Genomic DNA, 26,013 nt, shown 5'->3' with positions numbered 1-26,013 from the left:
TGTGTCATCTTGTGATTTATAGACGACCAATATTAGTCAGTCCTAAAACGATGCCGATACCGATAATATGCCCAAAAGCCATAGCCGCGATAAATGTAGGAACACTAACGGGCAGAACTGGCAACTTGGGGCCAACTTGAGGTTTTTCAATTCGGGTGGATAGCAACAGAATGATGATGCTGCTAACGCTAATAATGATTCCAACGGTGGGAGTCCACGCGGGAGTTGCGGGAACATTAGCTGCTGCTGCCAGTAAATTTGATAACATCAAGGTTCTGTCTCCTAAATGACAAAATTCATAAAACCTTCAAAATTATAGAATTACTGAGTAAGCAACCAGAGATTGTTAGCAAAAATTCGCTCTTTAGAACTATATGCGGGTTAAAATCTGCGGCATCACTCAACCACAACAAGCTAAAGCGATCGCATCTTTAGGCGCAACAGCTTTAGGATTTATTTGTGTACCTACTTCGCCTCGTTATGTTACAGCAATGCAAATTCGGGCAGCCGTGACACAGCTACCAGATGAAATTGATAAAATCGGCGTGTTTGCTAACGCTCTCATTGAGGAGATTAGCCAGATAGTGAATAATTCTGGTTTAACTGGTGTGCAGTTGCACGGTGATGAAACACCAGAATTTTGCCACCAAGTACGTCAAAAAATCCCCAATGTAGAAATTCTCAAAGCACTGAGGATACGAAGTTTTGACCATCTGGAACAAGCATCTATTTATGCTCAATACGTAGATACTTTATTACTTGATGCCTATCATCCCCAACAGTTAGGCGGTACAGGCCAAACTTTAGATTGGGCAATGCTAGAAAAATTCCACCCCAGTAGCCCGTGGTTTTTAGCGGGAGGATTAACACCAGAAAATATTTTAGAAGCCCTTAGCCAAGTCAAGCCTAATGGTATAGATTTATCCAGCGGTGTCGAAATTCAACCCGGAGATAAAGATTTACACAAGGTAGCGCTACTGTTTGAAAGGCTTAAAACTAAATTATGAAGTATGAAATTTTATTTTTCATACTTCACGCTGTGTGCAACTTTATCTCAGACCTAACCCCCAACTCCTTCTCTACAAGGGAAGAGGAGGAAGAATCAAAGCCTCTCTCCGTTGCGGAGAGAGGAATGGAAGCGGGGTTTCAAAAATAAGTCGCACATCGCGTTACTTCTAAAAGAAGCTTGGTTGATGGCGAATCAAGTTAAAGAATTCTTCGCGGGTTTTTTGTTCGTCTTGAAATACACCCAGCATGGCACTGGTAACAGTCCAGGAACCAGGTTTCTGGACACCCCGCATTACCATACACATGTGAGTAGCTTCCATAACTACTGCTACACCTTGAGGTTCCAAAATCGTTTGAATCGCTTCGGCAATTTGGCGAGTTAATCTTTCCTGAACTTGTAACCGTCGGGAATACATTTCCACAATCCGGGCTAACTTACTTAAGCCCACAACTTTTTGATTAGGAATATAAGCAACATGCGCTCTCCCCATAAACGGCAGCATGTGATGTTCGCAGAGGCTAAAGAAGTTAATATCTCGAACTAGTACCATCTCGTTATGACCTTCATCAAAGATGGCACCATTCACCAGTTCTTCTAAAGATTGGTTATAGCCACTGGTAAGATAACGCATTGCCTCAGCAACACGCTTGGGAGTCTTGAGCAGTCCTTCACGCTCAGGATCTTCGCCAACGCCGACTATGATGTTCCTGACGGCATCCATCATTTGCTCCATATTTTCCTCAGAAGGCGGTTGCAAATCCGGTAGTCGTCCGTCGTGGGTGTTGCGATCGGGTCTGGTATTGATGGCCTCTGCCAAATCGGAAATCAGCGGAGATTGAAAACGATTGGAACCGTTAGAACTAGCAATAGTCATGATGTAATTTTCAGTTAATTTTTGGATGTTTGCTATCAGTCATTAGTCATTGGTCGTTGGTCATTTGTCTTTTGTGATTCACTCATAACAAATGACTAATGACCAAGAACAAATGCCTAAAAAGTGCCTGTATTGGGCATGAGAATCAATTCATCAATCACCGCTTGTGGTGGCAATAAGACGGTGTGGAGAATTGACTGTGCCACAATTTCTGGAGTTAACATTTTTGAACGGTCAAAGTTGACATTAACGGTGTCTGTGTCCCAGATTTCTGTATTCACAGAACCAGGACAAATGGCCGTAACACGGATACCGTGGGCGCGTTCTTCTTGAGCCAGGGTTTGAGAAAGGGCTAGAAGTCCGGCTTTGCTAACACAATAGGCTCCCCATCCAGCAAAGGTTTGCTTGGCAGCTATTGAGGCTACGTTGATAATTGTGCCTGTGCCGCGATCGCGCATTCCCGGCAAAATTCCTTTGATGCACTCAAATACACTGGTGAGATTGATGTTAATAACTTGTTGCCAGTCTTCTAAGCTGGTGTCATTTAAATTAGCTGTGTAGCCTATTCCGGCATTGTTTACCAAAATATCTATGTTGCCAAAATCTTGGGCGATCGCATTTATTTTTGCTTCTACTTGTGGTAAATCGGCTAAATCCAGGGCGTAAGCTTTGGCTTCTACTCCGGTTTGCTTGGCTGTTGCTGCTACCGCCTCTAATTTATCTAAAGAACGGCTGACTAAAGCAACATCTATGCCTGCCTTGGCAAATGCTAAAGCGGTGGCTTTGCCAATTCCACTACTAGCCCCAGTAATCAGGGCATGTTGTTTCTGCTTACTACTCATGCTTTCCCCCATTTTTTTGGCAGTGACCCAAGCCCCTTGCCACCAAATTATTTAAGCCTTTCGGATGGGCTACATTAAAGTAACCTTAAATTCCGATAATTTTTTTTTGACAATTGCTATATTGAATTGTCAGTGTGGGCATTTTTGCCAATTAGATATACGCCAGTGATGAAAATTCTTCTTCATCCGGGTATTTTGGCTGTCTACTCGCAGTAAGTTACTAAAAACTACACAAATCTCTCATTTAAGTGAGACGATTCATCATAAATACAAATGCCTGTGGTTAAAAAGATTGTTAAAAATCTTTAAGAACCACAGGCAATTATAACATTGCTCTTGAGTTAATGACCTAGGTTTGGCTGGCTAGTGGGGAATTTCTGTAAAAACACCAATTTTGCGGAATTTTTCGTAGCGCATTTGCCGTCTTTCTGGAGATGTTAACTGTTTAAGTTCATCTAAATTATCTAAAAGTGCTTGCTTGAGGGTGGTTGCGGCTTCTAAGGGGTCAGAATGAGCGCCGCCAATTGGTTCCGCTAAAATTTGGTCAATAATCCCTAAGTTTTTTAAGTCATGAGAAGTAATTTTTAAAGCGACAGCGGCTTGAGGTGCTTTACTGGCATCTTTCCAGAGAATCGCCGCACAACCTTCAGGGCTAATCACAGTGTAAACAGCGTGTTCAAACATCAGTAGGCGATCGCAAATACCAATACCCAGCGCTCCACCAGAACTTGCTTCACCAATAACTGTGCAAATAATCGGTACATCTAAGCTAAACATCTCGCGCAGATTATAAGCTATGGCTTCGCCAGCACCTTGATGTTCTGCTGCTACTGTGGCTAAAGCGCCGGGTGTATCAACAAAAGCTAAAATCGGCATTCCAAACTTATTGGCATGTTCCATCAAACGCATGGCTTTGCGATAACCACCAGGAGCCGCCATCCCGAAGTTACGGGCAATATTGTCTTTAGTGTCACGCCCTTTTTGTTGACCTAACATTACTACCGGCTGCCCACCTAAACGAGCTACACCAGCAATTAAAGCCGGATCATCTGTACCACAGCGATCGCCATGTAACTCCATCCATTCATCTGTAATCGCCTGGATGTAATCAAGAGTACTGGGACGACGGGGATGACGGGCGACTTGCACCCTTTGAGCCGGAGATAAAGTACTAAAAATCTCTTCACGCAGTTTTGTCGCGCGTGCTTCTAGCTTGCGAATTTCACCAGATACATCAACGCCATTTTCTTCTGCAAGTTGCCGAATCTGCTCAATGCGGTTGGATAGTTCTGCTAACGGCTTTTCAAAATCTAACAGTAGTGGTTTACGCTCGGTAGTAGCCATATAAACTAGGGGTGAGGAACTAGGGATTGGGGATTTAAGAAGTAAAAAGTAAAAAGGCAAAAGTACAAAGATGCTTTTAACTTTTTACTTTTGACTTTTTACTTTGCTAAAGCAGCAGTGGCCTAAAGCCGTGTTTTACCGATGCTTGACCAATCTGCTCCATTTTGTCTACGGTAATCTGATTACGCCCCCAAGAAAAGTTCGTATGTAACTTCTCAAATTCCAGTAGCATAGCTTCGGCAAAACAGGCAAATAGCTGGCGTTCTGGCACTTCCATATTGACGATTTGCATAATTTTCCAGTCAATATCTAAAGAATGCTCAACAATGCCACCGTTGAGTATATAAACGCCAGGATGTTGAATTTTCGTACCTAAATTTTTAGGATAGCCACCATCAATGAGTAGGCAAGGTTGTTTTAACACCTTGGGGTCAATTTCTACCCCTTTGGGCATACTTGCCACCCACACTACAATATCAGCTTCGGGTAATGCTTCATCCAAAGCCATGATTTTCCCTCGCCCCAATTCGTCTTGGAGATTTTGCAGGCGTTCTTGGTTACGGGCAATCAGCAAAATTTCTTTGACATCCGTTTTGGCATCTAGCCAGCGGGTTACTGCACTACCAATATCCCCAGTTGCTCCACATATAGCTACTGTTGCTTTCGACAGTTCAATTCCTACTTGTTTTGCAGCGGCTTCTACTTGCCGACAGATAATGTAGGCAGTGTGTGTATTGCCTGTAGTGAAGCGTTCAAACTCTAATTTGATGTTGCGGACTTGGCTGAACTGCTCTAAATTAAAGTTTTCAAAAATAATTGATGAAAAACCGCCTAAAGCTGTGATGTCTATATCATGCTTTTGAGCATGAGCCATTGCATTAAGAATTTTGCGCGTTGCCGCCTTAATCCGCCGATTCGCCAGCATTTCTGGCAAAAAGCATGATTCTACATACTTGCCTTCAATGATCTCTCCAGTCAGGCTGGTAACTTTAATGTGATCAACAATTTGTGGCGGGGCGCTGCACCAAAAATCTAGACCTTGATCGGCATATTCTGGGTATCCCAATCGTTGAGCTACCGCTTGAGCGTGTTCTAAACTAGTCAGATGTCCAATTAGACCAAACATGTATTGTATTAGGCGTTTGCTGCGTCGAAAGCGTGGAATTTAGTGGGTAAGTGACAATACCTAACCTTAAAAATACAATAAAGTCTGAAGTCTGAAGTCTGAAGTTTTAGCAAAATCGGATTCAGGAGTCAGAATTCAGGATGAATTCTTGACGAAGCCCTAAATAAATCTGTGGGTTGCAGAGCCAGGCTCAGTTATTCTGTATCCTGAATGCCCACTTTTGGATTCTTCTTTTATCTTCATCCTTCATTCTTCATACTTGTTTTAAGCAGCGGAAAGGCCGTAGGCTGACAAGCGCATGATATCTCTAGTTGTGAAGCCAATGTTACTTAGGGCTTCACCGTATTGAATCATGAAGTCTTCGACTAAAGCTTCTTTTTCCATTGCTAACACTTCAGCATCGGCTGCTACTTGGTTGAGCATTTTCCAAACAATGGGTAAGTTTTGGCGGTTTGCTTCTTCTAGTTCAGCTTTAGATGCTTCAAAGTTAGCTTTCAGCCAAACTTCACCAAAGTTTAAATGACTGTATTCATCTTTGACTACACCTTCAGTAATTTTGCGGGCAAAATCATCAGCAACAGGGATATAGATGTTGTAGGCCGCGATCGCAAAGCATTCAATAATCAAAGATTGAATCAGTAAGCAGGTGACAACGTTACCTGTGGCTGCTGCGGCTTTAAAGTTATCGTGCAGAGGTGCAAAAAACTCCTTAGCAAATTGCAGGTCTGGGGTAACTTTTAAATTCCGTCCACAAGCTTCAAAGCCCTTTTTATGGCGGCTTTCCATTTTCGACAAGCCAATCAGTTGATCATGATTTGCTGGCAGCAGTTCAGCTAGTTTGATGTAATTCTCATAAGCTTCTTGTTCCCCTTCAATCACGATCGCATTAATGCGACTATAGGCATCTTTATATGTTTCGCTTTGGAAATCAATTTCTAATTCGGCTGCCAACGGCTGCATGGTATCTTCACTCCTGTAAGATGAATCATTTGATACTAACGCTTAATTTCCCCTGTAATTTTAGGGTAATCTTCACTGTTGTTTAATTTAACTTAACAAGTCACTATGTAATAGATTAGCTTTTGCTGGGGGCGATGCTCTAGTACTAAAGAAACAAATGAATCAAGAGTCAAAGGTTAATAGTCGATAGTCAATGGTCAATTCCTCCTAGCCCCTAGCTTCTGCTATCTATTTACTTATGATGAAATCAAGTTGGAATCTGAAATCTGACGATATTTTTAGTTTAGCGGTGCTGCTATGCGGCGCATTAATTGTCTTACTCCCGCTATTTGTCGTGTTTTTCACATCTTTTGCACCTCCTGGCGCGACTCCAGATATGATGCCTCAAGGTTGGACTTTAGGTAATTATTATGATGCGTGGCAGCGAGGGAAGTTCCTGTTGGCGTTTGCTAATTCTACCTTAGTAGCGATCGCAGTCACGGCGTTTCAGTTGATCACCTCAGCTTTGGCTGGTTACGCCCTGGCGAGATTGAAATTTCGTGGTAGACAAGCTCTACTGCTAGTTGTTTTAGCAACCTTGGTAATCCCTTTTCAGCTGTTGGTTATACCGATATTTTTGGTTTTAAAGTGGGGACACTTAATTAATACTTATGGGGCGCTGATTTTACCAACGGCTGTCAATGGTTTTGGCATATTTCTCTTACGGCAATATTTTCAAACCATTCCAGTAGAATTGGAAGAAGCCGCAAATATTGATGGGGCGAACAGGCTACAAATTTTGTGGCGGATATTGTTACCTTTAGCTCGTCCAGCTTTGGTGACATTGTTTTTATTCACCTTTATTGCTGAATGGAATGATTTATTTAAGCCTTTGGTATTCACCACACGCCCAGAATTAAGAACAGTACAGTTAGCATTGGCGGAATTTCAAGAGCAATTTACCAATAACTGGCCTTTGATGATGGCGGCAGTAACTATTGCAACGCTGCCTGTTATGTTATTGTTTCTGATTGGTCAGCGTCAATTTATTCGCGGAATTGCGACCACAGGGATGAAGAATTGATTCGTGGAAGAATTCATCTCTTGGGCAGACTCAACAACAATTGAGCCAGACAAAACCTTAACAATCAAATGAATTCTACAGCCATTCCAGATAGGTCGTGAACAAATAATTCTGATCACGAACCGCATATACGCGTTATGACTACTCTTCGAAAACGCCTAACGGCGAACCCGCAGAGTAGGACGCAAAGTATACAAAGAAAGGGAACATAGCAGTTGTTCGCTAATGATCGAGGATTGCTATATATGTAGCAATCAATTTTCCAATTGGTGTTAAGTGCTGATACCGTTTCACTTTAAGTTTGATACAAATAGACCGCAGGGGAGCCAGCGCGTTGGGGAGACACTGCGTTGCGGAGATTCCCTCCGTTATAGCAAGTGTCGGCGGGTTTCCCGACTTGTAGCGACTGGCGTGGGCAGAGAGCAGGGGGAAAGAATGAAAAACCCATAAATTTGTATCATTTTTTTTGTGAAATGATATGATTGCTCTTCAAAAATATCATCTCAATGTTTAACACACCTTAGTAATTAAAATTGAATTAAAAAACAATTGTCAGAAAACTATGAATTATGAGAGAACTATATTAACGGTAAAAATATGTTTTTTACCTTAAGTTATCTGTAAATAGTTTTTTATTTTTTACGTTTTCAGGTTTTTCTCAAAATAAATTCCTTTAAGTTTACATTTTTTAATAAAAAATGGAGCTATAACTTTAATTAATATTTAAGAAGCATTGATATTTAATAACTTAGTTATTTCATTCCGACAGAATATTTGAATAATTAAATAATTCATAAGTATGTTTAACATTGCCAGTAAATTGAATAACATGGAGGAAATATACTGACGAGGGTATTAGATGGAGCCATTACAAAACCAGATCCTGACTTTAAGCCATAAACTGGATGCCCTCTACCAGGTAATTGAGCAGCTTGATTTTAAAGTGGCTCAGGCTTTCTCAGAATGCTCCTTAGCGAAAACACAAGCAAAAGATAACTATCAAGAAAATAATGATAGTTTTCCTTATCAATTAAAAGGATCAATTAGTTTGAATCCAGAGTTGGAACATAAGGATGTTCTAACTGATGGCATTTATTTAGATATGAATCGTCAAGGCGGGGATAAGATTTTAACACCAGAAATTCAGATACAACGACTGACAGCGCAATTAACCGCAGCCTACAATCGGATTGCGGCATTAGAAGAACAATTACTCCGAGAAAGAATTCATTAATGGTTCAATAGTCAATATTTCCCAGAATTTACCGGAGCTTTCTCAGTCCGGTACTTTTGCATTGAGGTGATACTTCAGCAAAGTGCTGAGTTAAAGTTTTCAGCAATCAACAATGTCTGAAGTTACCTTTCCTATTAAATGAAACGTATTGAGCTAAATTTTAGATTGACTAAGCCGCTGGAATTGGTCTTCAATAGCTGCTAAAAGTTGAGATTGTGACCAATTTTGGTAGAGATAGGCTGTAATACAAGCGGCTCCTGCACCTACACCTTCTTTGACAAAACCTTGCTCATAAGCTTGGAGTTGGGGATAACGGGAATTGGCAAAACTTAGTTGTGTTGATAGTAAAGGTGGATTTGTACCTTGAGTTTTGCTGATTTTATCTAAGCTGAGGGCTAAATCAACAGTCTCACCGGTGGGATCTTCTGCTACCCAGCGGGTTGTACCGACAATTACCTCTGTGGGTTGCCAAAATAAGTTAAGTGTTTGAGAAATTGCTGTAGTTAAAGCGTAAACGGCCAGCATTTGTGTTCCACCTGCTAGTATTACCCCAGAACGACGACTAGCGGCGATCGCCATTCCCGCCACTACCACTTGCATAGGATCACCCACGGCTGCCACGATTTCTAAAGGATGGGAATTATGGGGAATTTTTTGTAACCCCGACTGAACTATTTCCCACTTTTGCTGATGGTTACAAATTGGGTGACTGCTGTTGACTTTGCCGATCGCATCTATTCCTAAAGCTGTGAGAACAGCTAAAGCGGTTGTCGTACCGCCAACAACGCATTCACTCAAAATTACGTAACTTTGTGGAACTTCAGCCGCCAAGCGATCACCCCAAATCATTCCTTGTTCTAGCAAATGTTTGACTGTGGCTAATTCCATCGCCTTACCTGTACTTACACACTCAGCCAAGGAACCACCCAAATCAATTGCTGGTACAGCCGGGAACTGAGGTAATCCCGCATTAAATAAATAAACTGGAATTTTGAGTGCTTCCACCACAGCGCGAGAAATTAACACAGGCGATGCTCCCGCTGTGAGTGGTGGTAAAGAATACTGCGGTTGATGTGCTGCACCGTAGTATAAAAATTCAGCATCCGCGCAAGCTGTGTACTTGCGGTCTTCTGGCGTACTTCCAGCCGCTGAAATTCCGGGAATCAAAGCAGTTTCTGTAAAACCTAACACACAGGCAAACACAGGTAAATTACCACGATATTTATTAATCCAGGCTTTACCTTGTTCTATTTGAGTATAAATACTAATCATAAATTAAGAATCAAGTGTCAAAAGTCAAAAGTCAATAATTAAAAAACTCTGGACTTCTGCCTCCTGCCTTCTCTACCCTTCATAATCCATCATGACTTGCACCCAGCGGGGAGGACGGGGAATAGGATTGCCCAAACGATCTAGTAGTAGCCATGCAGCTAGGTGTACCACAAATAGATAAATAAAGTTATTAATAACAACCAAGGCAAAAGCTCCGACTTGAATCAAAAATACACTGGGAGTATTTAATAATCCGAGTTTGAGAAATATCCACTCGATGATATCTGTAACTTGGTTAATTAAATAAATCCATAAGTCTTCGCCGGACAATATAGACAGTAACCACATCCGAAAAAAGAAACCTAAAGTGCCTAAAAGTGTCGCTAAAGTAATAGACACAATCCAAGGAACGCGACGATTCCAGGTTGCGCCCAAGAGTACGCCCATAAAAGCATACGGCATGACAAACAAGAGACTGCGAACAGGCCCCATGAGTACAGATAACAACAAGCCAGAAGTAACTGCGGCCATCCATGCGGCTCTTTGTCCCCAGCGCAGGTAAACTAGAGCGATCGGTACTGGAAAAAATATCCGCAATACTGGCCCCAAAGGAAAATAAAAATTAATAAACCAAATTAAGCTGGCAGTACTAGCTAAAAATGCCGTTTCTACCATTCTTAAAGGTGCAACAGCTTTTAAATGAGGAGATTGTAATTGACTATGGTTCCCAGAATGATGGGAATTGTCGTTTTGTTGTAATTCCTCTTGGTGAGAAAATGGAGATTCAGAAGATGGGCTTTCCTCTGGCTCTTCGGGCAGAGAATGGACAATACTCATTTTGAAAATTTTTTATACAATCAATCTTTCCAGGGCTAACACATCGGGGATGGAAATAGTGTCTTGATCCCGTTGAATTAACCCTTTCTTTTCTAACCTAGTCAAGACTCTTGTCACGGTTTCTCGCGCCAGTCCACTTAAACTACTCAATTCTCGGTGAGGCAAATTCGGAATTTCTGTTCCTGTGAGCGATCGCTTGCCCTGCCCTTCTGCTAAAAATAACAAAGTGTCTGCTACCCGCGATTGACTATCAGATTCTCGCAACCGTAGACGACGATTTACTTGCCGCAAGCGCCTAGCCATCAACTTGGATAATCTTACCCCTGCCAAGGGTTCTATTTGGAGTAACTTAACAAAATCTTGAGATGGTAGACTGCCGATAACTGTAGTAGTAAGAGTAATCACATCGGTAGAACGAGGCACTTCATCTAAAGCTGCCATTTCACCAAATAATTCGCCTTTACCCAGAATATTCAGAGTTACTTCTTTACCTTCCAAATTATAAGTACGAATTTTTACCCAACCCTCAAAGATGAAATATACAGAACCACCCCAGTCATTTTCCAACAAAATCACTTGATTTGCTGGGTGTGTTCGAGTCACCAGATGGATAAGGGCTGCTTCCACCGCTGATTCGGGCAACCCTTGAAAAAAGGGAGCGGTTCTAATCCACGGATGAATAGGTTCTTCTTGCAAGCTATATCGGTCTCCCATTACGGCATCTTCATTAAAGGTATTACACACAAAACAAACAACAGAGCTAATTTCAGCCTAAGCCATCAAGGCTAAGACTTTTTTCAATACAGACTTCAGCCCAGTAAACAAAATCACAATAAAAGCATTTGTAAGAACAGTCTCACTGACGCAGTTTAAATAGAGTAAAACTTTTGTAAGTAATGTCTAAGTGCCTCTGGGAGAAGTTTGAAAACCTAGCTGCATTGCAAAAATATTTACTAAAAAATTTAGGTAAACCACATTAATGATACTCAAACTAGTTAATTTTTGCTAACGGAAAATCTTCGGAAAATTGATCATTCCCTACATCCCCATACCCTTAAAGTCTATAACCAAGTTTCCCAGACATATCATCAAAAACCTACACCTGTCAGTCCCAATGTCAACCACTAACCTTTGTGCGTAGGTTATCCAAATTATTTTTTGTGTTCTAGCTAACTTGCCATTCCTATACTCCTTAGCTAGATTAATGGCGCATGTGGATGTAAAGTGGAGGGAATTTGCCTTGTTGATGTGGTGTCTGTGATCAGATGCCAGTTGGTTCTAGACTCCTGGCCGATTTGTTGCATTTTTTTATGTTTTTGATTGTGAAGTCCCAGAGGCTGTAACATCGCCTGTAGGGTAAAAGAGCAAAATGCCTAGTCAACCAATTGGCTGACAATTAGGGAATATTTTTGTATCCTGGTACTTCAATTAGCACTCCAGCTAATTACCATGATGCCTAGTTATCATAAATTGCCGTCAGAAGTCTGAGGGGCAGTTGCTACCGTTCTTAACTTTGATAAGCGTCAATTTCTCACCCAAGTTAAAATCCAGTTCTAGCTAAGGTAATTCAAAGTGACTTCCCGCGCTGATGAAATTCAAAAACTGATCGCAGATATTGATAACTTACTCACTAACAATGGTAAGCGACTGCCGAAGTTGCTGTCTGGTCAAGCGCCAGAAGCCAGAGAGGTTTTAGAACGAGTTCGCAACTTCCTGGTGAATTTAAAGGAAACTGAGGATTTACAAGGCTATCTTCCTCAGCCAACGGGACAGATGCAAACATCACCGTTGTTGGCAAAATTTGCTGAACAAGTAAATAACCCATCTTCAAGAGAGTTATCTTCATCTGAGTCAGCAGAAAATAGTGTTCTGAGTAGCCAATTCAAAAGTGAATTGGCGATATTAATTCAGCCACTCCAAGCAGAATTAACAGCGCTGTTGCAAGAACGCTCGACCCTGATGCAGGAAATTCGGCAGTTAGAGCAGAGGCGACTGCAAAATTACTCTTTAAGTCAACAGTTAGCGAATCAAGAGCAAATTATTGGGGAATTTTTACAGGTACTAATGAGTCGCCTTGTTCCTACTGTCGCACCGCATATCAACTCGAATATGGCGAATGAGTTGAATGCTGTTAGCCCAAGTCAGCACAACATTATAGAACGAACATCTGCTACGGGTGTGTCTGCATTAGAATCTTCAACACAGGTAGAACGGTTAACTCAGTTTGCTAAGGAATTAGACCAACGTTTACTGTCTTTAGATGGAACGGTGAATGTTGTTTTTGACGCACTACAACGTAATATTAATACTTATCATGAATCCTTGTCGCAAGCACTGGCGAGAATGCACAGTACAGGCTTGCAAGGGGAACAGTTGCTGGTGAGTTTCTTGAATAATTGGACTCAGCAATTGCAGCAACTTCCTACCTCAATTCCCGCGGCGGTAGTTCAGGAAACATCAGGGCGATCGCCATTCCCAACGAAAGAAGATGCTGTTACTGTAGAAACTACCCCACCTGCTATTACCAAGACAGAAGCCACAAATCCAGCATTAGAATTGCCAGAACCAGAAGTCGAATTTGCATCTGATGTGGCAGCTAACGATTTGGATGCCATGCTGTTAGAACTAACAGGTATTGTGACTCAAGCTGGGGATAATTCGACAACACCTTTGGAATTGGAAGGGTTGGAGAACTGGGAGCAATTAGCGGATGATACTCCACAACAACCATTAAATTCGCCATCACTCCTACCTACTTCCACCTGGGAACAGGGAACAGGGAACAGGGAACAGACCCCACAATCATTAAATTCGCCATCACTCTTACCTACTCCCGAAGCTGTCACTCCTCCCCCAGAACTTTTAGAGATATTCAGTGACTCAGCACCAGAGAATATGGAGTTGACTGATACTGATGAGGTAGATCAACTTTACGCCAGTTTATTTAATATTAGTTCTGTCACTCAATCGAGTGTTGAGCCTAAGCCAGAGGAACCAACACCGGATTTTTCCGCAAATATTATTGACACCGCATCTCTCAGCACTCCTGTAAAAGAACCAGAAACATCTCCAGGAGTCACAGCAGATTTTGCCGCATTAAATATTAGTGATAACCCTCCACTAACACCGTTATTTGATGGGAATGTTGGCTTACCAGAGTCGATATTCACTCAGTCAGATGCAGGGTTGTTTGAACCGAGTTCCACTCCACCGCCAAACATACCAACTGATTCGCCGCAATTTATTGATTTATCATCGGATTTCCAACAAAAATTATTTTTTGAGGAAGAGCCGGAATTATTCAGCGCTACACTCAGTTATTCTCCTTCCCTACGTGAAAATATTCCAGTTCAGCCAGAACATACTGATACGATTACTTCTTTAAGTGAACTGTTCGCTGAGGAGAGTAGTGAAGAGAATTTATGGCCTGGTTTATCACCCGCAGAAATCGTACTAACTTTGGATGAACCAACTCCAGAAATTGCAGATACCTCTGATGCGGAACCCCAGGAGAATTTATCAGATATATATATTGCGGCTTCCCCCCAGGAGAATTTGCTTGCGCCAGAGGTAATGCAGTCGGCAAATTTACCGGAGATTTCTTTGAATGAATCACAGTTGCAGCAATTAAATCAAGATTTAGCTAATTTTGATGAGTTGCTCAATTATCAGTCAGCGGATGTCTACAGTCTGGCAGAGAGCGAACCACCAGATGTTACTTTTCCTCATCCGCAAACAGTAGACCACACGCCAAATGTGGCTTTTTCGCGTCCGGCTGTACCACCAGTTGCACCTATATCATTGCCACAAACACAAGCTGATTTAAACTTTAGTCCCGCCAACGAAAAAAAAAAGGAAGCTACAACTGGTTCCATTTCTCCCAGCCAGATAGAACTGACCGTCGATGTGCATAACTCGGTATGGTATTTAGGTATTGATTTGGGAACAACAGGTATTTCTGCGGCTTTGTTAAATCGCTCCCAGTCGGTGGTGTATCCTATTTACTGGTCGGCAGAAAATATTCCAGGCGCGACTTCTTTTCAACATTCATTTCGTTTACCTGCGGAAGTTTATCTACCAAATGCTACAGTTTCAAATGGTGGAACTAATGTCAAGAGTAGCCAATGTTCCGCACAATTAAAGCCTTATTTACAAGTGGCGATTCCCTATAAAAATGAAGAGCAAAAATGGGAACCTGTGCTGCAATTCAATGAGTTTTCGGCAGGGCCATTAATTTGGGTGGTACGATCGCTCTCTAAGTTACTTTTAACATTAAAATCCGATCGCCAAAGCACAACTCAAGGTTTAGTGGCTATGGCTGTGGGGATTAATCAGCCGACGTTCCACACAATTGTCGGTAAAATCGCTGGTGTTATCTGCACTTGTCCTTCTAGTTGGTCAGAACAATATAGATTTAATGTGCGGGAAGCTTTGCTGACAAGCAAACTGATTCAACATCCCCAGCAAGTATTTTTTGTAGAAGAAGCGATCGCCAGTTTAATTAGTTTATTCGATCAAAGTCACGGCGAAATCATTCAAGTGAGCGATCGCACTGGTTTACAGCCTGTCCAAACCACAGAATCTTTGCTGGGCAATACTTTGGTGATTAATATTGGCGCAACCGCCACCGAAATGGCTTTGGTTGATGTCCCAGAAAATCTGCTGCAATTAGCGCACCAAGATTTTATGCTGCACAGTTTTCCTTATGCAAGTAAGGGAATAGAACAAGATATTATTTGTCAGTTGCTGATTCCGCCAAAATATCGGCAATCACGCAAAGATATTCCAGATAGTGGTCAAAATAATACTAGTAGCTCTTGGCATTGGCAACCAGCTTTCCCTGATATCGACAAAATGCAGTGGCAAAGTTTGGGGTTAGATAAATTTGATTTACCAAGAGCCGGAGAGCCAGATATTGGTGTGCGAATTCGCTTACAACAGCGCCTAGAAAGTTCAATATTAGGACAAGCTGCTCTCGAAGCTGCTCTCGCATTAAAGTTAATTTTGCAACACCAAGAAAATTTCACCCTGGATTTGGCAGACCAACAGTGGAAACTACAAAGACGGGACTTAGAAAATCAGGTGTTTGTCCCCTTTGTGCGACGGCTGAACCGCGAATTAAATAAATTGCTAGTCGCGCGGGGTATCCCCACCGAAGCCATTAATCAAGCCATCTTGACTGGTGGAGTTGCATCATTAGGAGTTGTGCATCATTGGCTCAAGCAAAAACTCCCCAACGCCAAGATTATGCAGGATGCGTATTTAGGGGAAAATGGCGCACCGAATTGCAGCCGGGTTGCATTGGGTTTAGCAATGTTACCTTTACATCCCCAGATTTTAGAAGAACCGCGACAACAGTATACTGACTACTTTCTGTTTACAGAATTGCTGCGGCTGTTACCAGAGCGAAGTTTGTCCTTTAACGAAGTGCTGCAATTGTTTGAGGGAAGGGGAATTAATACAAGTATTTGTCAGCAAAGATTATTGGCATTTTTAGAAGGAGAATTACCTGCGGGTTTGATTCCATCGCCACCTGAGTCAGCATGGTTAACCCAGAATTCATCTCAGAATTTAGATTATCAGGCGATCGCAACTGCACCCCTATTTGAAAAGCAAGGTAATCTCAGCTATCGTCCTAACTCTCAGCAATTGTCTGCTTTGCGACGCTATTTAGCAGCAGTGAAAACTAGTACACAGCAATCTTTAGAGGAACCATACACAGTTAACTTTGTTAATGTTCCTATGTAGGGTTTGCTGAAAAAGTGATCTGTGAGAACAAGGAACAGGGAACAGTTTCAGCTATCTGAATCTTGCCAAGTCTGCTAATTTATCAGAAATATCCCTTTTCTGTCACTTTCCAGAATAAGCAAGTAGTTGACGAGCAAAATCATTCAGAAGCATAACAGGGTTTAAACTGATTCATTGCAGCAATTCAATGCTTGAATCCCAGCAATAAATGTGAATTAGGGAAAATACTGAACCAGGGATAAATTAACCAACATAGTAAAAATGGTTGGGTAATGAGACGCAGATTATTTAAAGTATTTTTCCATTTTATGGTAGGTGCTTACATAGCATAAACTGTGTAGGTTTATTCAATAAGTTTTAATTAGGCAGTTTCCCGAAGAAAGCACAAATTTTGTTGCCTTTATACCAACAATTTAACCCCTAGATAGATAAAAATTTGTATGCTGAAGTTAACAGGTCTTAATAGTTCTTTTTAAAGATTGTGCAGGAAGATTTTAGATTAATTGTCGATTTAGTACTAGTTTTGGGAGTCGCAGCCTGTGGGGGACTGTTGGCATCCCTTTTAAAACAACCCGTGCTACTGGGTTATCTCATTGGGGGAATGGTTGTTGGGCCTGCGGGGCTAGGGCTGATTAAAGAGGTTATTCAAGTAGAAACTTTAGCGCAGTTCGGGGTAGCCTTTCTCTTATTTGCCTTGGGCGTAGAATTTTCTTTTGCTGAATTAAAAAAAGTAAAAGCGATCGCTCTTGGTGGAGGTGGACTACAAATCGCCTTGACAATCTTAGTCACAGTGCTGGTGTGTGGCGTAACGGGAGCTTGGGGCAGTTTACCCGCTAAAGGTGTATTCTTAGGGTCAATTCTTTCCTTATCTTCCACTGCCGTTGTCCTCAAGTGTTTGATGGAGCGTAACGAGACGGAAACGCCCCACGGACAGGTAATGTTGGGGATTTTGGTAGTGCAGGACTTGGCTTTAGGGCTAATGCTGGCGGTTTTACCTGCACTGCACGCACCAGCAGAAGTAATTGGTGTAGCTGTACTCACAGCCCTGGTACGGATTGGTTTATTTGCGGCTGGGGCTGTCGTGGCGGGGATTTGGCTCATACCGCCATTGTTGCGACTGTTAGCCCGCACGGAAAGCAGAGAATTATTTTTACTAGGTGTTGTAGCTCTATGCTTAGGTATTGCTCTGTTAACAGAGTATCTGGGCTTGTCAATTGAAATGGGGGCCTTTGTCGCCGGCTTGATGATTTCTGAGGTGGAATACGCCGACCAAACCCTAACTTACGTAGAACCGCTACGAGATATTTTTGCCAGTTTGTTCTTCGCGGCCATTGGGATGCTGATTGACCCGATGTTTTTGTGGCAGAATCTGGAATTAATTTTAGGTTTAGTGGCGTTGGTGTTTGTCGGTAAGTTTTTGATTATTACGCCCTTAGTCAAACTGTTCCGCTACCCATTGAAAACAGCCTTAATTGCTGGTTTAGGACTGGCACAAATTGGGGAATTTTCCTTTGTACTAGCCAGTGAAGGACAAGTATTAGGTTTAGTATCCCGACGAATATATTTATTAATTTTAGGAACTACAGCAGTTACCCTGATTTTGACTCCTTTTGTACTGCGGCTACTACCATTGTTATTTAATTTTGCCGAATCTATGCCTTGGCTGAAACCCTATTTAGCGGGAGAAGGTGAAGCGCGGGATGTATCGGAAGAATTACCGATAAAAGACCATATAGTTGTTTGTGGCTATGGGCGTGTAGGTAAGAATTTGGTCAAGTTATTGCAACAGCATGACTTACCTGTAGTAGTTATTGACCAATCAGAAAGTCGAATTCAGCAGTTACGAGATGCAGGAGTGCCTTATGTTTACGGTAACTGCGTGAGTTTTCACGTTTTGGAAACCGCAGGTGTCAATCATGCGAAAGGAATGGCGATCGCACTTCCTGACCCCATGAGTACGCGCCTTAGCCTGAAACGCGCTTTAGAATTACACCCAGAATTAAATCTAGTTGTCCGCGCTACCCAAGACAAAAATATTGAAGTGCTTTATCAATTAGGGGCGAGGGAAGTAGTTCAACCAGAATTCGAAGCCAGTTTAGAAATGGCAACTTATTTATTAAATGACTTGGGCTTCTCGCAATTTGTGGTACAACGAGAAATGCAGCAAATCCGTAACGATCATTACTTGGATTTGCGCCCAGAGCGTTCTGCTTCAGAAGTTTCCCGCGATTTACACCAAGCAACCCGCGATTTAAATCGGCGCTGGTATGCAATACCATCTACTTCACCTCTCATTGGGATGAGCTTAGAAGAAGCAGATATGCGTTACTTAACAGGGGTCAGCTTGATGGCGATTCGCCGCGCTAACGGCCATGAAATCGACTATCCTAATAATCAAACTAAATTAGAGGAAGGCGATCGCCTATTAGTTGTCGGTGCATCTGAGGAACTAGCAGCCTTAGAAGAATTTGCTCAAGGTAAGATAGCTGTTCCAGGAGAACATAGCGCTTGCCAATGGATAGCTGTCGAGGCTGATTCCCCTGTGGAAAATAAAACCTTGGCTGACTTGAAAAATCATGAGCAATCAGTGAAGGTGCAAGCACTACGGCGGGATGGCAAGTTTATTCGCCGCCCTGATGACAAAACAGACCTCAGAGTTGGCGACCAATTATTATTATGTGGTAGCTTACCCAGTTTGAATCAACTACAATCTTTATTTGCCCCAGCCAACAAAATACCTTTGTCTATACCCATCGCCAAAACTAATGAAGCACAAACGCTCAAAGAGTTTCTGCCTTAAGAGTGCTGAGTAAAATTACTAGTCTTGAACCTCTAGTCTCTCTTTCTTTGGAACAGCTTTGAGGATTAACCTTTGGGTTTGAAGTAGGCGATCGCTTGTTTCCAAATGGTTGTTTGCTGGTTGTTTTCATCGGCAATACAAACACAACCAGGGTCTTGCCATAAAACCTTACCTGTCAACAGGTCGCCTGTCACCAGTTTGAATTCAACTACTGCGGCTTGTTTAATCAGGTTCTGCACTTGCCGAATGCTTGGTAGTGACGTATCAAAATCAGTTATCGCCATGTTTGATGATGGTTTATGCACAATAAAAAATGTTTTCTGTAAGGAGTTGTAAAGTATGAATGATCGATTATGAAGGATAAAATTTCATACTAGCCTGCGGCAAGCCACCTAAAAGGTGTCTACATACTTCACACTTCATACTTTCCTAATCATTGATAATTCATCATTGGAAAAATGGCAATCGAATTTACTAAGTATCACGGTCTAGGAAACGACTTTATTTTAATTGACAATCGCGCGTCAGCCTCACCATTACTAACACCAGAGAAAGCAATTGAGTGGTGCGATCGCCATTTTGGTATTGGTGCAGATGGTGTGATTTTTGCTTTACCCGGAAAAAACGGTACTGACTACACTATGCGGATTTTTAATTCCGATGGTTCAGAACCGGAAATGTGTGGTAATGGTATTCGCTGTTTAGCCGCATTTCTCGCCGATTTAGAAGGTATATCCCGCACTCAAGATAAATATCATATTCATACCTTGGCGGGTACAATTACACCCCAGCTAACACCGGATGGTCAAATTAAGGTGGATATGGGTTTACCTCGGCTACTCGCTGGCGAAATCCCGACTACCTTGGGTGCTGCTGATGCCAAAGTGATTAATCAACCTCTAGAAGTCGCAGGCCAAACTTGGGAAGTCACTTGTGTGAGCATGGGTAATCCCCACTGCATCACTTTTGTTGAAGATGTCGCCGCGATTCCCTTAGAAACCATCGGCCCAAAATTTGAACATCACCCAGTTTTTCCCCAAAGAACCAACACCGAATTTATTCAAGTGGTGAGTCGTGACTACCTGAAAATGCGGGTATGGGAAAGAGGTGCAGGAATTACATTAGCTTGTGGTACAGGTGCTTGTGCATCTTTAGTGGCTGGCGTGTTAACTGGAAAATGCGATCGCTTGGCGACTGTAGAATTACCAGGAGGTTGCTTAGAAATTGAATGGTCAGAAATAGACCAACGAATTTATATGACTGGCCCTGCTGATCGAGTGTTTAAGGGTACTGCTTGAAGAAGTTAGCAGTCATACCTTTTTGGATTTTAGATTGTAGATTTTGGATTGTCACATATCTTGCACCTAGCCCCGACGAATAGAATTCGCGGCTAGAAACAAAAACCCTTGCGCTGCGCTTGGCGCACCACGAGGACTAATGCAAAATCAAGGGTTGTTTGTCAATCCAAAATCCAAAATCCAAAATCTAAAATTGCTTGGCTGCTTTCATAGACAAACTAATCCGTTTTAATTTCTCGTTCACTTCCAAGACTCTAACTTTGACAACTTGTCCCACCTTCACTATGAGCTTAGGGTCTTCGACAAATCTATCGGCGAGTTGGGAAATATGCACTAAACCATCTTGATGTACACCGATATCCACAAATGCGCCAAAATTGGCAACATTGGTAACTATTCCTTCTAATTCCATCCCAATTTGTAAATCTTTAATTTCTTTAATGCCTTCTTGAAAGGTGGCATACTTAAATTCGGCGCGGGGGTCTCGACCGGGTTTTTCAAGTTCGCTGAAAATATCGCGCAATGTTGGTTCACCAATACTATCGGTGGTATATTTTCTGATATCTACTTTTTTGAGTTTTTCCGCAACTTGGATCACTTGATTTAATGGTACTTTCAGGTCAGTTGCGATCGCCTCTACAACTGAGTAACTTTCAGGATGCACAGCAGTATTGTCTAAAGGATGCTCACCATTACGAATCCGCAAAAATCCCGCTGCTTGTTCAAAGGCTTTCGGCCCTAATTTCGGTACTTTCAGAAGTTGACGGCGATTTTTAAACGCTCCATTTTGATTACGGTAGGTGACAATATTATTAGCAACTGCGGCTGTAATGCCAGACACAAAAGTTAAAAGTTCTTTAGAAGCCGTATTTAAATCTACACCCACAAAGTTGACGCAGCTTTCTACAGTGTCATCCAGCTTCTTTTTCAACAATTTTTGATCAACATCGTGCTGATATTGTCCCACGCCAATCGATTTGGGATCAATTTTGACTAATTCCGCTAAGGGGTCTTGTAAACGACGACCGATACTAATCGCACCCCGCACTGTTACATCTAAATCAGGAAACTCTTCTAAAGCTACTTTACTGGCAGAATATATGGATGCACCAGATTCATTCACCATCACCTTAATTGGTTTACGGTCGAGAGTTTGTAATACTTGCGCTACAAATTCATCGGTTTCTCGCGAAGCTGTTCCGTTACCAATAGCAATTAGCTCGATTTGATATTTTTCAATCAAATTTTTAATCGTTTGTGCAGCTTTAGTGCGTTGTTCTGCTGCTTGGTGGGGAAAAACAGCCTGATACTCTAAAAATTTGCCTGTTTCATCTAAAACTGCGACTTTACATCCCGTTCTAAATCCTGGATCAATTGCCAAAGTGGGTTTCATTCCCGCTGGTGCAGACAGTAATAACTCGCGCAGATTAGTTTCAAATGTTTTGATTGATTCTATATCTGCATAAACTTTTTTGATAGAAATTACTTCTCCGGTGAGAGAAGTTTTCATCAGACGGTTGAAAGCATCTTTCAGCATCAGCTGGTAGAAATCCCGAATTGCACGAACTTTTGTGTGAATTACCTGAGATTCGAGATAACTAAGCACATAATCTTCATCAAAGTTAATATCAAAGTTTAATACTCCCTCAGCTTCACCACGACACAATGCCAACATATTGTGGGGAGCAATATTTTTGACTTTGATTTGATAATTCCGGTACATTTCAAATTTGGTTGTACCTTCAGGATAAGCATCTTTAATCTGAGAAACAAAAACTCCTGCTTCTAAGAGGTAGTCACGCAAATAAGCACGGAGTTCTGCTTTTTCTGCTATTGCTTCTGCGAGAATATCTGCTGCACCTTTGAGCGCTTCATCTGCTGTTTTTACGCCTTTCTCTTGAGAAATATACTTGCTGGCTTCTGCTTCTAAAGATGCAGCTATACCATTTTTAATATTCAGCGATTTAATAAACTCTGCCAGCGGTTCTAATCCTTTTTCTTTCGCAACTGTGGCACGAGTACGGCGCTTTGGTCGATATGGTAAGTATAAATCCTCAAGCTCTGTTTTTTGTTGACAAGAGATAATTTGCATTTTCAACTCATCAGTGAGTTTACCTTGTTCGGTGATCGCATTTAAAATGACTGATTTTCTGGCTTCTATTTCTGTTAAGTAATTATACTTATCAAATAAATCCCGCAATTGCACTTCATTCATTTCTCCAGTGCGCTCTTTGCGGTAACGTGCAATAAAAGGAACTGTCGCACCCTCTGCCAAAAGTTCCAGCGCGTTCTGCACCTGATAAGGTTTAAGGTCTAGTTCAGTTGCTAATAGTTGAGGAATGTTTAGCATTGGGTATCTAATGGGAAAACGTTACTTCTTAAGGTAATATCGTAGATCGTTATTATAGTGACAGCGCTGAGTGTTAAACTTATTTACTGGATAATTACGGAATTGTGACTTGCTGATTGTTTATTTCTTTAGAGGATTGTGAAGACACCTCTTTAGATATAAGATTGACAGCAATGATTATAAAAACAATATAAATTAAACCTTCTCAATTCTTGGCATTTTACGTTAGGAGAAGAATAGCAATGCCCTTGTTTTTTTTAATTCCTCTGTTTACTGGTTTAGCAACTGGTTACTTATCCAAAAAATGTAGTGATGAATTAGCTTACCTGACTGGTATATTTACAATCATCAGTCTAGTCGTGAGTTTAGTTTTAGCACCTTGGCAAATCCAGCTATTGCTACTGGTTTTTGTGGTTATTACTACTAATAAACTTCTACGAGATAATGATAAAAAATATACCCAAGCCAGTAAAAAGTAAATGGAAATAATTTAAAGAATAGGACAGATGCGATCGCCACTAATTCTATAAAATGATGAACTACAAGCGATCGCCGTCTCTTAGCCAAAAATTCATCCCTAAAAATTTACACATCTTGTATGGGGATAATTTAATAACTCTTGAAGGTAGTTTTTTCACCATTACCAACTATACCCAGAATATTCAACCGAGAAAGTTTTAAATTGTCAATAGCACGGCTAAGAACTAAGGACTGGGTTTTACCAATTTTTGCGACTATTAAAATACCGTCTGTGTTTGGTGCAAGCAAACTAACATCAGCCAGCCCCACTAGAGGAGGTACATCATAAATTACCAAGTCAAAAGAATTATGAAACTCAGTCATCAGTCGCTTCATTTTCTCTGAAGATAACAATTTTGTAGCATCTGGTGGTACTGGACCAGAGGTAATTACAGATAATTGACTCAACGTAGATATTTCCTGAATAGCTTCTCCTACTGGTAAATTGGTCGAAATTAAATTACTTAGACCCCACAGATTACTTAAATTTGATAAACTATGGATTGTTGGTCTGCGAAGATCAGCATCTACTAGTAGTACTTTTTGACCCATTGCTGTAGCTATTTGAGCCAAATTAAAAGCAACTGTAGATTTCCCATCACCAGGCATAGATGAAGTAATAATAATTGAACGGATTGGGTGATCAGAATTGAGAAGCTGAATATTTGTATAAAGCACCCGTAAAGATTCTAAAAAATTTGTAGTATAGTTACTATTCTCGTGAACTGTGTCAACATTTAAATTAGGTAGAAATTCAGAGAAGTACTTTGGTAAATTGAGCAAAGGAAGATTTCGAGGAAACAGAGAGTTATCTTGCTCAGTCTGAATTTGCTTTTCAAAAGGTATACTACCTAATAATGGTAATTTTACTTTTTCCTTTAAATCTTTAATGCTATTGTATGTACTGTCCAACTTTTCTAGTAGCAAAGCAACACCAATACCTATCAGAATACTGGCAGCTAATCCTGATAAGAGGTTCTTTTTTAAACTAGATGAAGTAGCAGGAAATCCTGGTTTAACTGGTGCTTGAACTAACTCCCAACTAAATTCTGTTTGAGATTTCTGAATTTGCAAAGTTTCACGAGTAGACAAAAAACGATTAAGGCTTTCAACAGCGACTTGTAATTTCCTTTGTAAATCTGTATATTGACGGGACAAAATAGGTAGCTGTTTACGTTTTTGTTGTAATTCCTGTTCTCTTTTTGCCACTGTCAGACTCTGTACTTCTAAAATTCTAATTCCAGTTGCTATCTCAGCACGTTTAGTATCTAAAAAGCGCTTGGCTTCTTGGTCAATTAAAGGCAACAAACTGTCTCGCCTTTCTTTCAAAGATTGGAGCGTGGGATTATTTAATTGGAACCGAGTAGAATCCGCAGCTACTTGAGCATCTAATTGATTTTTTTGAATGATTAGCTGTTGATATAAATTTGCAGTGTTCAGTGCTGTTTTGGCACCATCTGGTTGTTGAAGCAGGTTTAAATTAGCACGAGCTTGTGCCAACTGAAAATTAATTGTTTGCTTTTGTGCATTTAAAGTTGCTGTTTCGGCATCTAGTGCTTTTGTTTCAGTTTCTGGATCATTCAGATTGTATATTTGTTTGAGAGTTTGCAGTTGTTGTTGCAGCTGATCAACACGACTTTGGGAAATTTTTAGCTGTTTTTCAACAAATTGAAGTCCTTGCCCTATTTTAGTTTGTCGTTTTTCTTTACTATATTCTAGGTAAGATTGAGCAGTTTTATCTAAAACCAGTTTAACTTTATCTGGATCGTTATCTCGATAACTTACTTGTATAATTTTTGTTTTACCTAACTGAACAACATTTAAAGAATTAGCTAAAAAATCATAACTGATATCTGGATAGGCAACTTGCACGCGTTTAATTACATCTCCCAAGATTACAGGACTCTTAAGAATCTGAATTTGGCTATCATAATCTAGAGTAGATTGATTTGAATTAGGATTAGCATCTTTGATCACATCAACAGTTTTGCTATCGTCACTGACTGGTTCTACTAAAATCTGAAAATTTGCTTCATATTCTGGCTTTGTCGGGTTCAGTGTTAAACCGATAACAATACTGACCATCGCAGCAGTAGCAACTCCAGCAATAGTTAGCCATCTTCGCTGTAAAATATCTAAAACTTCTTGAAGGTTCCAACCACCTTCTGATTCTTCAGCCCACGGCAGAGGTTGGTTTGATAAAAATTGATGTTCAGGGTTGCTATTATGTCCGGAGGAGGAGTGTTGTGAAGGATGATTGTCCATTATTTATGAATACTTGGTAGTCAACCATACTAGATTTATTTATAACAATTTTTTAGATTGAGTTTCTATAGCAGCCATAATGACTTAATGAGAGTTTTTGCAAAAATTTATACGACTTATAAGACTATTACCTAAACAATACTGGATCTAAAAGTAATTTTTAATACAACTAAATCTAAAGAAAAAATATTGTTGTGACAGAAAAATAATTTTATATTTATACTAGATTATAATTAGTTTATACTGAAGTTAGAAATTTATTTTAAGTTTATTAAAGGTTTAATATACCTACACAAAATAAATTATTTTATAGTATTTTTTACATTTATTTAGATAAAATTGATATGTTAAAAAATATATCAAGATAGTCATTTTGAATTAACCATTTTTTCCCTTCTAGTCGAGGAGTACTTATAAATAAAAAAATACTTAATCATCTTTAGATGGAATCTGTAAATTACAGATTCATATA

General features: G+C 40.8%; 19 protein-coding genes. 7 read left to right on the top strand and 12 right to left on the bottom strand.

What is annotated here, in order from left to right:
• Window positions 1-16: 16 nt before the first annotated feature.
• Window positions 17-268, bottom strand: coding sequence for a photosystem I reaction center subunit PsaK (gene psaK / locus AC504W_RS00990; RefSeq protein ID WP_494878803.1), 252 nt, complete (start codon window positions 266-268; stop codon window positions 17-19).
• A 106-nt stretch (window positions 269-374) separates the two neighbouring features.
• Here psaK and AC504W_RS00985 point away from each other — a divergent pair, with 106 nt between their 5' ends.
• Complete coding sequence (locus tag AC504W_RS00985) at window positions 375-1,007, top strand: phosphoribosylanthranilate isomerase (RefSeq protein ID WP_494875788.1); 633 nt, start codon at window positions 375-377, stop codon at window positions 1,005-1,007.
• Window positions 1,008-1,175: 168 nt separating this feature from the next.
• Here AC504W_RS00985 and folE read toward each other — a convergent pair whose 3' ends face one another.
• The 5 genes from folE to AC504W_RS00960 all read right to left on the bottom strand — a co-directional run bounded on the left by folE (window position 1,176) and on the right by AC504W_RS00960 (window position 6,155).
• On the bottom strand, window positions 1,176-1,883 hold the full coding sequence (gene folE / locus AC504W_RS00980; protein ID WP_494875786.1) for a GTP cyclohydrolase I FolE: 708 nt from the start codon (window positions 1,881-1,883) through the stop codon (window positions 1,176-1,178).
• A 116-nt stretch (window positions 1,884-1,999) separates the two neighbouring features.
• Window positions 2,000-2,725, bottom strand: coding sequence for an SDR family oxidoreductase (locus AC504W_RS00975; protein ID WP_494875785.1), 726 nt, complete (start codon window positions 2,723-2,725; stop codon window positions 2,000-2,002).
• 363 nt (window positions 2,726-3,088) lie between these two features.
• A complete protein-coding gene (locus tag AC504W_RS00970; RefSeq protein ID WP_096582364.1) occupies window positions 3,089-4,069 on the bottom strand; it encodes an acetyl-CoA carboxylase carboxyltransferase subunit alpha in 981 nt (326 codons plus the stop codon).
• Between the two features lie 106 nt (window positions 4,070-4,175).
• Complete coding sequence (locus AC504W_RS00965) at window positions 4,176-5,195, bottom strand: long-chain acyl-[acyl-carrier-protein] reductase (RefSeq protein ID WP_494875783.1); 1,020 nt, start codon at window positions 5,193-5,195, stop codon at window positions 4,176-4,178.
• 264 nt (window positions 5,196-5,459) lie between these two features.
• Entirely contained in the window at window positions 5,460-6,155 is a 696-nt protein-coding gene (locus AC504W_RS00960; protein ID WP_096582360.1) for an aldehyde oxygenase (deformylating), read from the bottom strand.
• Between the two features lie 238 nt (window positions 6,156-6,393).
• On the opposite strand from AC504W_RS00960, the gene AC504W_RS00955 reads away from it, so the two are divergent.
• Together AC504W_RS00955 and AC504W_RS00950 are read left to right on the top strand one after the other, a co-directional pair.
• Window positions 6,394-7,218 (top strand): carbohydrate ABC transporter permease, encoded by an 825-nt coding sequence (locus AC504W_RS00955; protein WP_494875781.1) that lies wholly within the window; start codon window positions 6,394-6,396, stop codon window positions 7,216-7,218.
• 859 nt (window positions 7,219-8,077) lie between these two features.
• Entirely contained in the window at window positions 8,078-8,452 is a 375-nt protein-coding gene (locus AC504W_RS00950) for a hypothetical protein (RefSeq protein WP_494875780.1), read from the top strand.
• 153 nt (window positions 8,453-8,605) lie between these two features.
• On the opposite strand, the gene cobT is transcribed toward AC504W_RS00950, so the two are convergent.
• The 3 genes from cobT to AC504W_RS00935 form a co-directional block, all read right to left on the bottom strand.
• Window positions 8,606-9,724 carry a nicotinate mononucleotide-dependent phosphoribosyltransferase CobT gene (cobT, locus tag AC504W_RS00945; protein WP_494875779.1) on the bottom strand — a complete coding sequence of 373 codons (1,119 nt, stop codon included), beginning with the start codon at window positions 9,722-9,724 and terminating at the stop codon, window positions 8,606-8,608.
• 72 nt (window positions 9,725-9,796) lie between these two features.
• Window positions 9,797-10,561, bottom strand: a complete 765-nt coding sequence (locus AC504W_RS00940; RefSeq protein WP_494875778.1) for a DUF2232 domain-containing protein — start codon at window positions 10,559-10,561, stop codon at window positions 9,797-9,799.
• A 12-nt stretch (window positions 10,562-10,573) separates the two neighbouring features.
• Complete coding sequence (locus tag AC504W_RS00935) at window positions 10,574-11,275, bottom strand: Crp/Fnr family transcriptional regulator (RefSeq protein ID WP_494875777.1); 702 nt, start codon at window positions 11,273-11,275, stop codon at window positions 10,574-10,576.
• Between the two features lie 858 nt (window positions 11,276-12,133).
• On the opposite strand from AC504W_RS00935, the gene AC504W_RS00930 reads away from it, so the two are divergent.
• Window positions 12,134-16,309, top strand: a complete 4,176-nt coding sequence (locus tag AC504W_RS00930) for a hypothetical protein (protein WP_494875776.1) — start codon at window positions 12,134-12,136, stop codon at window positions 16,307-16,309.
• Between the two features lie 481 nt (window positions 16,310-16,790).
• A complete protein-coding gene (locus AC504W_RS00925) occupies window positions 16,791-19,109 on the top strand; it encodes a cation:proton antiporter domain-containing protein (protein WP_494875775.1) in 2,319 nt (772 codons plus the stop codon).
• A 65-nt stretch (window positions 19,110-19,174) separates the two neighbouring features.
• Here the strand turns inward: AC504W_RS00925 and AC504W_RS00920 are convergent, their stop codons facing one another.
• Entirely contained in the window at window positions 19,175-19,393 is a 219-nt protein-coding gene (locus AC504W_RS00920; protein WP_096582344.1) for an Hfq-related RNA-binding protein, read from the bottom strand.
• A gap of 174 nt (window positions 19,394-19,567) precedes the next feature.
• Here AC504W_RS00920 and dapF point away from each other — a divergent pair, with 174 nt between their 5' ends.
• Entirely contained in the window at window positions 19,568-20,407 is an 840-nt protein-coding gene (gene dapF / locus AC504W_RS00915) for a diaminopimelate epimerase (protein ID WP_494875774.1), read from the top strand.
• Between the two features lie 187 nt (window positions 20,408-20,594).
• Here the strand turns inward: dapF and AC504W_RS00910 are convergent, their stop codons facing one another.
• A complete protein-coding gene (locus AC504W_RS00910) occupies window positions 20,595-22,757 on the bottom strand; it encodes a Tex family protein (RefSeq protein ID WP_494875772.1) in 2,163 nt (720 codons plus the stop codon).
• Between the two features lie 242 nt (window positions 22,758-22,999).
• On the opposite strand from AC504W_RS00910, the gene AC504W_RS00905 reads away from it, so the two are divergent.
• Window positions 23,000-23,236 (top strand): hypothetical protein, encoded by a 237-nt coding sequence (locus AC504W_RS00905; protein WP_096585521.1) that lies wholly within the window; start codon window positions 23,000-23,002, stop codon window positions 23,234-23,236.
• Between the two features lie 130 nt (window positions 23,237-23,366).
• On the opposite strand, the gene AC504W_RS00900 is transcribed toward AC504W_RS00905, so the two are convergent.
• A complete protein-coding gene (locus AC504W_RS00900; RefSeq protein ID WP_494875771.1) occupies window positions 23,367-25,541 on the bottom strand; it encodes a GumC family protein in 2,175 nt (724 codons plus the stop codon).
• Between the last annotated feature and the right edge of the window lie 472 nt (window positions 25,542-26,013).

The organism is Nostoc sp. C96 (assembly GCF_059384975.1).
This window is presented reverse-complemented; position numbering and strand designations above follow the sequence as displayed.